The 12,625-nt window shown below is 63.0% G+C and carries 11 protein-coding genes; 3 read left to right on the top strand and 8 right to left on the bottom strand.

Features of this window, described 5'->3' with window-relative positions:
- Window positions 1-43: 43 nt before the first annotated feature.
- From AC0L2C_RS22835 to AC0L2C_RS22810, 6 genes are all read right to left on the bottom strand, one after another.
- Window positions 44-871: an inositol monophosphatase family protein gene (locus AC0L2C_RS22835; RefSeq protein WP_287344441.1), complete on the bottom strand. Its 828-nt coding sequence runs from the start codon at window positions 869-871 to the stop codon at window positions 44-46.
- A complete protein-coding gene (gene ttcA, locus AC0L2C_RS22830; RefSeq protein ID WP_473524511.1) occupies window positions 861-1,748 on the bottom strand; it encodes a tRNA 2-thiocytidine(32) synthetase TtcA in 888 nt (295 codons plus the stop codon). Before ttcA ends, AC0L2C_RS22835 begins: the two co-directional genes overlap by 11 nt.
- A gap of 137 nt (window positions 1,749-1,885) precedes the next feature.
- On the bottom strand, window positions 1,886-2,503 hold the full coding sequence (gene rpsD / locus AC0L2C_RS22825) for a 30S ribosomal protein S4 (RefSeq protein ID WP_023798277.1): 618 nt from the start codon (window positions 2,501-2,503) through the stop codon (window positions 1,886-1,888).
- A gap of 378 nt (window positions 2,504-2,881) precedes the next feature.
- On the bottom strand, window positions 2,882-3,070 hold the full coding sequence (locus tag AC0L2C_RS22820) for a DUF3008 family protein (protein WP_023717374.1): 189 nt from the start codon (window positions 3,068-3,070) through the stop codon (window positions 2,882-2,884).
- Window positions 3,071-3,132: 62 nt separating this feature from the next.
- On the bottom strand, window positions 3,133-3,945 hold the full coding sequence (gene murI / locus AC0L2C_RS22815; protein WP_473524510.1) for a glutamate racemase: 813 nt from the start codon (window positions 3,943-3,945) through the stop codon (window positions 3,133-3,135).
- A 151-nt stretch (window positions 3,946-4,096) separates the two neighbouring features.
- The gene (locus AC0L2C_RS22810) at window positions 4,097-4,945 is read right to left on the bottom strand and encodes an RNA methyltransferase (protein ID WP_287344445.1); all 849 of its coding nucleotides are present in this window, start codon (window positions 4,943-4,945) and stop codon (window positions 4,097-4,099) included.
- A 217-nt stretch (window positions 4,946-5,162) separates the two neighbouring features.
- Between AC0L2C_RS22810 and AC0L2C_RS22805 the strand changes: the two genes are divergently transcribed.
- Entirely contained in the window at window positions 5,163-6,374 is a 1,212-nt protein-coding gene (locus tag AC0L2C_RS22805) for an NADP-dependent isocitrate dehydrogenase (protein ID WP_023798280.1), read from the top strand.
- A gap of 8 nt (window positions 6,375-6,382) precedes the next feature.
- Window positions 6,383-7,009 carry a glutathione S-transferase family protein gene (locus tag AC0L2C_RS22800; RefSeq protein ID WP_128173168.1) on the top strand — a complete coding sequence of 209 codons (627 nt, stop codon included), beginning with the start codon at window positions 6,383-6,385 and terminating at the stop codon, window positions 7,007-7,009.
- A gap of 207 nt (window positions 7,010-7,216) precedes the next feature.
- Here AC0L2C_RS22800 and alaS read toward each other — a convergent pair whose 3' ends face one another.
- Window positions 7,217-9,883: an alanine--tRNA ligase gene (gene alaS / locus AC0L2C_RS22795; protein WP_473524509.1), complete on the bottom strand. Its 2,667-nt coding sequence runs from the start codon at window positions 9,881-9,883 to the stop codon at window positions 7,217-7,219.
- A gap of 263 nt (window positions 9,884-10,146) precedes the next feature.
- On the bottom strand, window positions 10,147-11,244 hold the full coding sequence (gene recA, locus AC0L2C_RS22790) for a recombinase RecA (RefSeq protein WP_023798282.1): 1,098 nt from the start codon (window positions 11,242-11,244) through the stop codon (window positions 10,147-10,149).
- Between the two features lie 275 nt (window positions 11,245-11,519).
- Between recA and AC0L2C_RS22785 the strand changes: the two genes are divergently transcribed.
- Window positions 11,520-12,440 carry a carbohydrate kinase family protein gene (locus tag AC0L2C_RS22785; protein ID WP_287363258.1) on the top strand — a complete coding sequence of 307 codons (921 nt, stop codon included), beginning with the start codon at window positions 11,520-11,522 and terminating at the stop codon, window positions 12,438-12,440.
- Window positions 12,441-12,625 lie beyond the last annotated feature (185 nt).

The raw sequence follows: 12,625 nt of genomic DNA, 5'->3' as shown, positions 1-12,625 counted from the left end.
GGATCGGCCGGGCATGGCCCGAATCGGATCGATGCCAAACGGCCTATTCCGCCCACAGTTCCCGGCGCAGTTCGCGCCAGCTTGCTTCGTCCGGTGCGACAAGAAGGCCACCGCCGACATGCGAAGGCCGATAGGTGGTACCGTCGAAACGCGCGGCGTAACCACCTGCCTCGGCATGGATCAGCACACCGGCCAGATGATCCCACGGCATCAGCTTGTTGTAGACGATGAAGTGGGCGTGGCCGCTCGCCAGCAGGCGGTATTCGTGAGCCGCGCAGCGATAGCCGAATTGCGACAAGGATTTCGTCTGGTTGCGCGCCAGCCGTGACCGTTCCGGCTCGGGCATATATTGCCAGGAAACCGCGCCGGTCATTTGCGAGAGCGGCGCAGGCTCGGCGACATGCACCTTCTCCAAAGTGCCATGCGCATGCCGTATGTGGCTGCCAGCACCGCTGGCGCCGATCAGCCAGTCCTTGCCGATGGGATCGTGAATGATGCCGGCGACGGTCTCGCCCTTCACCACGACGCCCAGCATGACGCCGAACAGCGGCACGCCGGAGGCGAAATTGAAAGTGCCGTCGACCGGATCGATGACGAAGGCGAGATCGGCTTCGCCGAGGCCCTGGAGCAGCGCCGGATCGTCGGAGCAGGCTTCCTCGCCGACGATCATCGCCTGCGGGTAGCGCTCACGCAGCCTGACGGTGATAAGCCGCTCGGCACTCACATCGGCCTCCGTCACCAGATCGGCTGCCGAGGTCTTCTGGCGGATGTCGCCCTCATCCAGCCGGCGAAAGCGCGGCATGATCTCGGCAATGGCAGCGTCGGACAGAAGCGTGGCGAGCCAGTCGATCGCGGTATCGTCAAATGTCATCGGGAACGTCTTGCCTTGCGGTCAGGGTTTCATTGAGTGCGGCGAAATCGAACAGCTTTCTGTCGAGCAGATGCGAGGGCCGCACATTGGTCATGGCGTGGATCATCGTGTTCTTGCGGCCGGGCATGCGCTTTTCCAGGTCGTCGAGCATCGCCTTCATCGCATTGCGCTGCAAGCCGTCCTGGCTGCCGCACAGATCGCACGGAATGATCGGGAACTTCATGGCGCCGGCGAATTTTTCGAGATCGGCCTCGGCGCAATAGGCGAGCGGCCGCAGCACCATGACGTCGCCGTCGTCGTTGAGCAGTTTTGGCGGCATGGCGGCGAGGCGTCCGCCATGCAACAGGTTCATGAAAAAGGTTTCGAGAATGTCTTCGCGGTGGTGGCCGAGCACCAAAGCCGAGCAGCCCTCCTCCCGCGCGATGCGGTAGAGATGGCCGCGCCTGAGCCGCGAGCACAGCGAACAATAGGTGCTGCCCTGGGGAAGCTTGTCGGTCACCACCGAATAGGTGTCCTGATATTCGATGCGGTGCGCAATGGCGTATGTGTTGAGATAATCGGGCAGAATGTGTTTCGGAAAGTTCGGCTGGCCCTGGTCGAGATTGCAGGCCAGCAGGTCGACCGGCAGCAGCCCGCGCCATTTGAGATCGAGCAGCAACGCAAGCATGCCGTAGGAATCCTTGCCGCCAGACAAGGCGACCAGCCAGCGATCGCCGGGCTTGACCATCGAAAAATCGTCGATCGCCTGACGGGCGAGACGCAGCAGCCGCTTGCGCAGCTTGTTGAATTCGACGGAGGACGGCACATCGGCAAACAGCGGATGAAAGCCGCCTGCGGCATCGGCGATCGGTTCGATTGTTTCTGGCAGCATGTTCATGGCGCGGCGGCCCCAAAAATCCTTGTTGCTGCCCGGAGTAGCGCATCGGCCCGAAAATCGAAATCGATTTTCGGAACCCCAAAGAAAAGGCCGCCTCGAGGGCGGCCTTCGATGATGTCGCAGATGAAAAAAATCAATCAGCGCGAATAGAATTCGACGACCAGGTTCGGTTCCATCTGCACCGCGAAGGGAACATCCGACAGCCCGGGGATGCGCCCGAAGGACGCCGTCATCTTGTTATGATCGACCTCGATGTAATCAGGCACGTCGCGCTCAGCCAGGCCTACCGATTCCAGGACGATCACCAGCTGCTTCGACTTTTCGCGCACTTCGATGACATCGCCCGGCTTGCAGCGGTATGAGCCGATGTTGACGCGCTTGCCGTTGACATTGATGTGGCCGTGATTGACGAACTGGCGAGCGGCAAAAATGGTCGGCACGAACTTGGCGCGGTAGACGACCGCGTCGAGACGCGACTCGAGCAGGCCGATCAGGTTCTCCGAGGTGTCGCCCTTGCGGCGGTTCGCCTCTTCATAGACCTTGCGGAACTGCTTTTCCGACACGTCGCCGTAGTGACCCTTCAGCTTCTGCTTGGCACGCAGCTGCAGGCCGAAATCGGACAGCTTGCCCTTGCGGCGCTGGCCGTGCTGGCCGGGACCGTATTCGCGCTTGTTGACCGGGGACTTCGGGCGACCCCAGATGTTTTCGCCGAGACGGCGGTCGATCTTGTATTTCGCGGATTCGCGCTTGCTCATCGCATTCCCTTTCAAAAAGACACACCCGGCACCTCATGGTCCGGGTGAAGGAAACGCGCCCTCCTCTGGCCCCCGTTTTCGAGACCTGACAGGGTTCTCCCACGCAACGCGGCGGAAAACCCACGGGACACGTCATTCTAGACAAGACTCCGGGAGGAATAGAGCGGCTTCCCAAATGTCTTGCGCACATAAAGAAACCACCGGACATTGCGGCCCGGTGTTGGTGGGCTGATTAGACGGAGATTTAACTCGTGTCAAGCTCGCGGCAATTCGCGGCTGGCGTCGGTGATGATACGCCGCGGTTCCCCCCGCGCGCGCGTGCTGGACCGCGACTATCCAATCATGGGACCGATACCGACCTCGGCTGCGGACGAGCGGCTAGTGTTTTGATTTCTTCTCTGGCAGGCCCTTGCGCTTGGTCTCGGCGAACTCCTCGAGCTGCTTTTCGCTCATCGATTTGTACATTCCCTTCGAAGCGCCTTTGAGCTCGCTCTTCTTGGTCTCGCCACGCTTGGCGGACAATGCCGCGCCGGCGGCTTTCTGCTGGGCTTTTGAAGTGGCTGGCATGATCGTTTCTCCCGTCTTGCGATGAGGGGAAAACGCAGCGGTCGTGGTGATGTTCCCAGACATCAGGAAATCGCCAGCCCAAACCCCTGCATCAGGCGGCGAGTCGGGAAATCGACCCGCTTCGAGGTGAAGACAGCAAGGTCGGCGCCTTCCGGCAACGCCTCGCCGCGCTGGCTGGCCTCGGCGCCCGCGAGCAGCGAGAGCGCGCGTCGCGCGATCGCCTCGGCGGGATCGAGCCAATCGACCGGCCAGGGTGCCGTCTTGCGCATGCGATTGGCCAGAAAGGGATAGTGGGTGCAGGCAAGCACGACGATGTCGGTCCGCAATTCGTCATGTTCGACGAAGCACGGCGCGATCTCGGCACGCACTGCCTCTTCATCGACAAAGCCATCGCGCATATAGACTTCGGCCAGTCCCGCCAGATTGTCGCTGCCAACCAGGCGGACATGGCATTTCTGCGCCCATTTGCCGATCAGGTCGCGGGTATACTGGCGCTTGACGGTGCCGGGCGTCGCCAGCACCGAAACCAACCCGGAGCGTGTGCGTTCCGCTGCCGGCTTGATCGCCGGCACCGTGCCGACGAAAGGATGACCGGGAAATCTTTCGCGCAACGCATCGATGACCAGAGTCGAGGCGGTGTTGCAGGCGATGACCGAAATGGCCGGCGAAAAACGATCAAGCAGCTTGCTGAACAGCTCCAGCACATGTGCCCTCAGTGCCGCTTCCTCCCAAGCCCCGTAAGGGAAAGCCGCGTCGTCGGCAACATAGACGAAGCGGCGGTCGGGCATCAGCACCCGCGCTTCGCGCAGCACCGTCAGGCCGCCGATGCCGGAATCGAACATCAGGATCGGGCGGGCGCTTGAAGGATCGGTCATTTTCATCGTCTACAGGAGAAGGCGGAGAAGGCTGCGGGTCCGCGGCGGGAAGATGGTCACAAATCCCTATTCATCATTTTAGGCCTGATCCATCATTTTTGGGATGATGGACCACAGCAAATAACATTCGGTTACGGCTAGAGCCTGTCTCTCAGGCCTGGTCCTTGTCTGTCGCCTTGGCGGCGCGGGCCGCTGCCGGAAGCCGCCTTGGATCATCGCCCGGCGATCCGTCGCCGCGCGGCATGGCCGGCGAAAACCTGTCCAGCGATGATATTATGCCGCGCAGCACCTTGAGCTCCGGCTCGGCGAAGCCGGCGCGCGTCAGCACCGCGCGCAGGTTGTCGACCATTTTCGGCTTCTTCGCCGCCGGGCGGAAATAGCCGCGCGCTTCGAGCGCGCCTTCCAGATAGGCGAACAGGCCGTGCAACTGTTCCTTGGTCGCCGGCATCATGTCGGGACTGGAGAAATTGGTTTTGGTCTCGTCTTCCAGGCCCGACTTCATCCACTCATAGGATATCAGCAAGGCGGCCTGGGCGATGTTGAGCGAGGAGAAGGCGGGATCGACCGGGAAGGTGACGATCTCGTCGGCGAGGCCGACCTCGTCATTGTAGAGCCCGAACCGCTCGCGGCCGAACAGAATGCCGGTGCGCTGTCCGGATCGCTGCCGCGCTCTCAGCGCCCTGCCCGCCTCGACCGGTCCGCGCACCGGTTTGAAATTATCGCGCGCGCGCGCCGTGGTGGCGAAGACGAAGTTCAGGTCGGCGACCGCCGAGGCCAGATCGTCATATACTCCAGCGGCATCGATGACGTGGTCGGCGCGGCTCGCGGCAGCGCGCGCCTTTTCGCTCGGCCAGCCGTCGCGCGGATTAACGAGGCGCAGTTCGGACAGACCGAAATTCGCCATGGCGCGCGCGACCATGCCGATATTCTCGCCGAGCTGCGGCTCGACCAGGATGATCGCCGGGCCGGTGGCAGGAAGGATGTCGTTGCTGGCTTGCATTGTCTCAATGAACTGCTGTTTGCGGCATTTCAGCGTCCCCTGCCATATCCGGCCGCGAAAATGAAGCTTTGGCAGGCAACGCCCGATGCCAGGGGCGAACCCGCTGGGGCGGATCGCCGTTTGCGCAGCCAAAAATGCTTTGATATACGGGCCGCATCCCCGGCCAAAGCCATGCGGGCAAGGCCGTTCCGATCCCCAACAATGAGGCATTCTTTCCATGGCGAAGATCAAGGTGGCGAACCCGGTCGTCGAACTCGACGGCGACGAGATGACCCGCATCATCTGGCAGTTCATCAAGGACAAGCTGATCCACCCCTATCTCGACCTCAAGCTTGAATATTACGACCTCAGCGTTGAGCACCGCGACGCCACCAACGACCAGGTGACCATCGATTCGGCCAATGCCATCAAGAAGCATGGCGTCGGCGTGAAATGCGCGACGATCACCCCCGACGAGCAGCGTGTCGAGGAATTCGGGCTGAAGAAGATGTGGAAGTCGCCGAACGGCACCATCCGCAACATCCTCGGCGGCACCATCTTTCGCGAGCCGATCATCATGAAGAACGTGCCGCGGCTGGTGCCCGGCTGGACCAAGCCGATCATCGTCGGCCGTCATGCCTTCGGCGACCAGTACCGCGCCACCGACTTCCGCTTCCCCGGCAAGGGCAAGCTGACGATCAAGTTCGTCGGCGAGGACGGCAAGGTGATCGAGCATGACGTGTTCGATGCGCCGGCCGCCGGCGTCGCCATGGCCATGTACAATCTCGACGACTCGATCCGCGAATTCGCCCGCGCCTCGCTCAATTACGGCCTGCTGCGCAACTACCCGGTCTACCTCTCGACCAAGAACACCATCCTCAAGGCCTATGACGGCCGCTTCAAGGACATCTTCCAGGAAGTCTACGAGGCAGAGTTCGAAGCCGAGTTCAAAGCCAAGAAGCTCTGGTACGAGCACCGGCTGATCGACGACATGGTCGCCTCCAGCCTGAAATGGTCGGGCGGCTATATCTGGGCTTGCAAGAACTATGATGGCGACGTGCAGTCGGACACCGTGGCGCAAGGTTTTGGGTCGCTCGGCCTGATGACCTCGGTGCTGATGACGCCGGACGGCAAGACTGTGGAGGCGGAGGCGGCGCACGGCACCGTCACCCGTCATTATCGGCAGCACCAGAAGGGCGAGGAAACCTCGACCAATTCGATCGCCTCGATCTTCGCCTGGACGCGCGGCCTGGCGCACCGCGCCAAACTCGACGACAATGCCGAGCTGATGCGTTTTGCCGAGACGCTGGAAAAAGTCTGCATCCAGACCGTCGAAGCCGGCTTCATGACCAAGGATCTGTCGCTGCTGATCGGTCCCGACCAGCCATGGCTTTCGACCACCGGCTTCCTCGACAAGATCGACGAGAATCTGCAGAAGGCAATGGCCTGACCAGCGTTGTGAGCAGGCCCGTCGTCTACGGGGCGGACTACAGCGTCTATGTGCGCATCGTCCGCCTCGCACTCGAGGAAAAAGGCATCGGCTACGAACTTGTGCCGGTCGACATCTTCGCGGCGGACGGCATTCCGGGCTGGTATTTCGACCATCAGCCGTTCGGCCGCATCCCGGCCTTCGAGCATGACGGGTTCCGCCTCCACGAGACCGGCGCGATCGCCCGCTATGTCGACGAAGCGTTCGACGGCCCGGCGTTGCAACCGATCGAAGCCCGGCCTCGCGCACGTATGAACCAGATCATCGGCATGCTCGACGCCTATGCCTATCGAGCCATGGTCTGGGATGTCGCCGTCGAGCGGCTGGAGAAAACGGCGCCTGACGAGGCTTTGATCGCCAATGGGCTTCTGCAGGCGGCGACAGTGCTTCGCGCACTCACCTCACTGAAAGCCGCCGGGCCGTGGCTGCTGGGCGAGCAACTGACGCTGGCCGACCTGCATGCAGCACCCATCATCGGCTATTTCGCCAAGGTGGCCGACGGACAAAACCTGCTGGCCGAGTTCGCCGATATCCAGGCCTGGTGGGGTCACATCACCGGACGGGAGAGTTTTGCGAAGACCGAAAAGGCCGGGTGACAAAGGTCCGAAAGGCCGAGGGAGAGCACCCCCCTCTGTCCTGCCGGACATCTCCCCCTCAAGGGGGGAGATTGGATGTCACGATTGTTTTCGCCAATTTTCGACGTTTGTGAAAAAGGCAGGGCAATGAAGCTGCCAATCTCCCCCCTTGAGGGGGAGATTTCCGGCAGGACAGAGGGGGGTGCCTCCCAGACCCTCGGCGACCGATCAAGCCGCCTCCAGGGCCGCTTTCACCGCAGCGATCGCGTCTTCGGCCCTCGATGCGTCCGGGCCGCCGGCCTGGGCCATGTCAGGCCGACCGCCGCCGCCCTGCCCGCCCAATGCCGCGGACGCTACGCGGACCAGATCGACCGCGCTGAAGCGGCCGGTCAGGTCGTCGGTTACGCCGACCACGACGCTGGCCTTGTTGTCCTCGCCGACGCCGACGAAGACGACGACGCCGGAGCCGAGCGACTTCTTGCCGGCATCGGCCAACGGCTTCAAATCCTTCGGCGCGACGCCCGATACCGCCTTGCCGAGGAAGCCGACACCGGCAATGGTCTCGTTCTCGGCAGGCACGCCGGCTGGCGAGCGGTCGCCCAGCGCCAGTTTCTTGCGCGCTTCGGTCAGTTCCTTCTCGAGCTTCTTGCGCTCGTCGAGCAGCGCCTCGACGCGCGCCGGCACGTCGGCCGGCGAAATCTTCAGCGCCGCCGCGACCGCCTTCAGCCGCTTGTCCTGCTCGTCGAGATGCTTTCTGGCCGCCTCGCCGGTCAAGGCCTCGATGCGGCGCACGCCGGCAGCGACTGCACTGTCCGACACGATGCGCACCAGACCGATGTCGCCGGTCGCCCTGACATGCGTGCCGCCGCATAGCTCGACCGAATAAGGCCGGTTGGCCCTGGCGCCATGCAAGCCCGTGCCCATCGAAACGACGCGCACCTCGTCGCCATACTTTTCGCCGAACAGCGCCATGGCGCCTTCGGCGATGGCACCGTCAACCGACATCAGCCGCGTGATGACCGGACTGTTCTGGACGACGATCTCGTTCGCCATTCGCTCGACCTGTTCGATCTCGTCAGGCGAGATCGGCTTGTTGTGCGAAATGTCGAAGCGCAGACGCTCGGGCGCGACCAGTGAGCCCTTCTGCGCGACATGGGTGCCTAGCACCTCGCGCAGCGCTTCGTGGATCAGATGCGTCGCGGAATGGTTCGCGCGCAGCCTGGAGCGGCGCGCATGGTCGACCTTCAGCTCGACGGTCGCGCCCGTGTCGACCGTGCCGTCGGCCACCTTGCCGAGATGCACGAAAAGCCCGTCGGCCTTCTTCTGCGTATCGGAGATCTCGATTGAGAACCCTTCGCCTGAAATGACGCCGGTATCACCCACCTGGCCGCCGGATTCGCCATAGAACGGCGTCTGGTTGACGACTACGGCAACCGCCTCGCCGTTGGCGGCGCTGTCGACGATCTTGCCGTGCCTGACCAGCGCCTGGATGAGGCCTTCCGCCTGCTCGGTCTCGTAGCCGAGGAACTCGGTGGCGCCATGGCTCTCGCGCACCGGGAACCACACTGTTTCGGTCGCCGCCTCGCCGGAACCAGCCCAGCTCTTGCGCGCCTCGGCCTTCTGCTGCTCCATCGCATTGGTGAAGCCGGCAAGATCGACCGAGATGTTGCGCTGACGCAGCGCATCCTGCGTCAGATCGAGCGGAAAGCCATAGGTGTCGTAGAGCTTGAAGGCGGTCTCGCCATCCAGCATGTCGCCGGCACCCAGCTTTTCCGTCGCTTCCGAAAGCAGGCCCAAGCCGCGCACCAGCGTCTTGCGGAAACGGGTTTCTTCAAGCTTTAGCGTCTCGGTGATCATCTGTTCGCCGCGCACCAGTTCCGGATAGGCCTGGCCCATCTCGCGCACCAGCGCCGGCACCAGCCGCCACATCAGCGGATCACCGGCGCCCAAAAGCTGCCCATGGCGCATGGCGCGGCGCATGATGCGACGCAGCACGTAGCCGCGGCCCTCATTGGACGGCAGCACGCCGTCGGCCACCAGAAAGCAGGACGAACGCAAATGGTCGGCGATGACGCGGAACGATCCGACGGTGTCGGCATCCGGACCGCGGCCGAGCGCGGATGACGCGGCCTCGATCAGGTGACGGAACAGGTCGGTCTCGAAGACGCTCTCGACCCCTTGCAGAATGGAGGCCATGCGCTCCAGGCCCATGCCGGTGTCGATCGACGGGCGCGGCAGGTCGATGCGCTCATCCTTCGTCACCTGTTCATACTGCATGAACACCAGGTTCCAGAATTCGAGGAAACGGTCGCCATCCTCCTCGGGGCTGCCGGGAGGGCCGCCCCAGATGTGCTCGCCACGGTCGATGAAGATCTCCGAGCACGGACCGCAAGGTCCGGTGTCGCCCATCGCCCAGAAATTGTCCGAGGTCGGAATGCGGATGATACGATCGTCGGAAAAGCCGGCGATCTTCTTCCAGTAGCCGGCAGCCTCGTCGTCGGTGTGATAGACCGTGACCAGCAGCTTGTCCTTCTTCAGCCCGAACTCCCTGGTGATCAGGTTCCAGGCAAGCTCGATGGCGCGCTCCTTGAAATAGTCGCCGAACGAGAAATTACCGAGCATCTCGAAGAAGGTCAGGTGGCGCGCGGTGTACCCGACATTGTCGAGGTCGTTGTGCTTGCCGCCGGCGCGAACACTCTTCTGAGCCGTCGTGGCACGCGAGTAGGGTCGCTTTTCCAGGCCGGTGAAAACGTTCTTGAACTGCACCATGCCGGCATTGGTGAACATCAGTGTCGGGTCGTTGCGCGGCACCAGCGGGCTCGACGCGACGACCTCGTGACCCTCCTTGCGGAAATAGTCGAGGAATGTCGACCGGATCTCGTTCACGCCACTCATGAATACTGCCTTTTAGCTTTTAGAGAGAGCCGCCGGCGCGGCCGACGGCAAATGGACATGGCCTTTTAGCCGCCGCGTTGCACCCTGTCCAGAAACACGGAATTGGGCCAATTTGCGGGGCTTGCCGGTCATCTCGGCGCCACCGCTGAAACGCAAACCGCCGGCGCTAGGCCGGCGGTTTGAACGCAACAATACAGGACTCGATTAAACAGGCTGGAGCTGATGCGCGGGAATCATGGCCAAACTCCGGCCACTGCCGAAGCCTACATGGCGCCGGCTTCGTCCTCGAAACCATCGTCTCCGCCTTCGGAACCACCATTCTCGAGGAACTTTTCCGCAATCAGACCGGCATTCTGCCGTAGTGCCAATTCGATTTCGCGCGCCGTATCGGGATTGTCGCGCAGGAACAGTTTTGCATTCTCGCGGCCCTGGCCGAGACGCTGCGAATTGTAGGAGAACCAGGCGCCCGACTTTTCGACCACGCCAGCCTTGACGCCGAGGTCAACCAGCTCGCCGGTCTTGGACACGCCCTCGCCATACATGATATCGAACTCGACCACCTTGAAGGGCGGCGCCAGCTTGTTCTTGACCACCTTGACGCGGGTCTGGTTGCCGACGACCTCGTCGCGGTCCTTGACCGAGCCGATGCGGCGAATGTCGAGGCGCACCGAAGCGTAGAATTTCAGCGCGTTGCCGCCGGTCGTGGTCTCGGGCGAACCGAACATGACGCCGATCTTCATGCGGATCTGGTTGATGAAGATGACCATGGTGTTGGAGCGCGAGATCGAGGCGGTCAGCTTGCGCAGCGCCTGGCTCATCAGGCGGGCCTGCAGGCCGGGCAGCGAATCGCCCATCTCGCCTTCGATTTCGGCGCGCGGCGTCAGCGCCGCGACCGAATCGACCACCAGCACGTCGATGGCGCCGGAACGCACCAGCGTGTCGCAGATCTCCAGCGCCTGCTCGCCGGTATCGGGCTGCGAGATCAAGAGGTTTTCGAGGTCGACGCCGAGCTTACGGGCATAGACCGGGTCGAGCGCGTGCTCGGCATCGACGAAGGCGCAGATGCCGCCCTTCTTCTGGGCCTCCGCCACAGTGTGCAGCGCCAGCGTCGTCTTGCCCGAGCTTTCCGGCCCGTAGATCTCGATGATGCGGCCGCGCGGCAGGCCGCCGACGCCGAGCGCGATGTCGAGGCCAAGCGAACCGGTCGGCACCGTTTCGATCTCGACGACCTGCTCGTTTGCGCCGAGCCGCATGATCGAGCCCTTGCCGAAGGCACGCTCGATTTGCGACAGCGCCGCATCCAGAGCCTTTGATTTGTCCACCGTTTTGTCCTCTACAAGCCGCAAAGAATTCTGAGCCATGATACATCACCCCTTGGTCGTCAATGAAGGCCGGACAATCCGTAATCCCTATCAATTTGTACCTTTTTTGTTCTCGATTGGCAAGGGGATACAACCGATTGAAAAACCAACAATATCCGGATCTGTTCTTTTTTTGTTTCGTGTTTCACCCAGGATGCATCCCGGCTTCACCCGCAGGATTCTGCTAGGCATCTTCCGAATCGCGCCTCCGGTTGCCGGGTTCCGCCGGACAACCTAGTCTCCACCCGGCAGCAGCAAAGGTCATCTCACTGGGCATGATGAAGTCGCCGACGATCCTGGCAGTAGGCGGCGCCTATATCGAGCGGCGCGGCCAGGTTTCGGGCGCCTTCGTGCCGGCGGCGTCGAACCCCGGCACGATGCGCGAGGAAGTCGGCGGCGCCGTCTTCAATGCGCTGCGCTGCGCCGTGCGCCGCGGCGTCTCCGGCTCGCTGCTTTCGGTACGGGGCGGCGATGTTCTGGCCGATACGCTTTCACGCGCCATTGCTGCAGCCGGCATTGCCGATCTGTCCGTGGTGTTCCTCGATCGCACGACGCCGAGCAACACAGTGCTGATCGACGGCGACGGCGCGCTGATCGCCGGCCTCGCCGACATGGCGCTCTACGACCTGGCACTTGCCAAGCAGATCCGCCGTGCCAAGGTGCGCGAGGCAATCAGCACCGCTGATGCAGTCCTTTGCGACGCAAACCTGCCGTCGGCGGCGCTTGAGCGGCTGGTAGCGCTTGCAGCCGACAAGCCCGTGTTTGCACTTGCCGTTTCGCCCAGCAAGGCGGCGCGGCTGACGCTGGTGCTTGAGTTTCTGGCGATGGCCTTCATGAACCGGCACGAGGCCGGCGCGCTTACCGGCGCCGACGTCGATGCCGACGAGCGTGGCATTGTCGACGGCCTAAGACGCGCCGGCCTGAAAAGCGGCGTGGTCACCGCTGGTGACGGTCCGGTGCTGGGTTTCGACGCGGCCGACGCCTTCTTGATCCTGCCGCCGAAAAAAGTCACGGTCGGCGCCGCCGATGCGCTGGCGGGCGCGACGATGGCCGCCCTGCTGCGCGGCCTGACGCTGGGCGCAGCGCTGCGCGAAGGCGTTGCCGCAGCAATGCTCGCCGTCGAGAGCGCCACCTTCACGAGCGCTATCTTTGCCGAGGCGCTGGCATTCGTGCCCGAGGCGCGCGACCTGGCATGAAATCCTGGATGTTGGCGCCGCCCCTCAACCCCCTGCCGGGACCTTCTCCCGTGAAGGACGGGGAGAAAGGGCTTGGCCGCGACGCCGGCCGGGCGGCCCCCCCGCACGCGCGCGCGCGGCGGATGAGGGAAGCGCCCACCGCCGAGAAGATTTAGAGGTGAATGGGGGCGCGCCCCAACCCCGCA

It is taken from the genome of Mesorhizobium sp. WSM4845 (assembly GCF_055811455.1).
The sequence above is the reverse complement of the archived record's forward strand: the minus strand, read 5'-3'. Positions and strand labels throughout refer to the sequence as shown.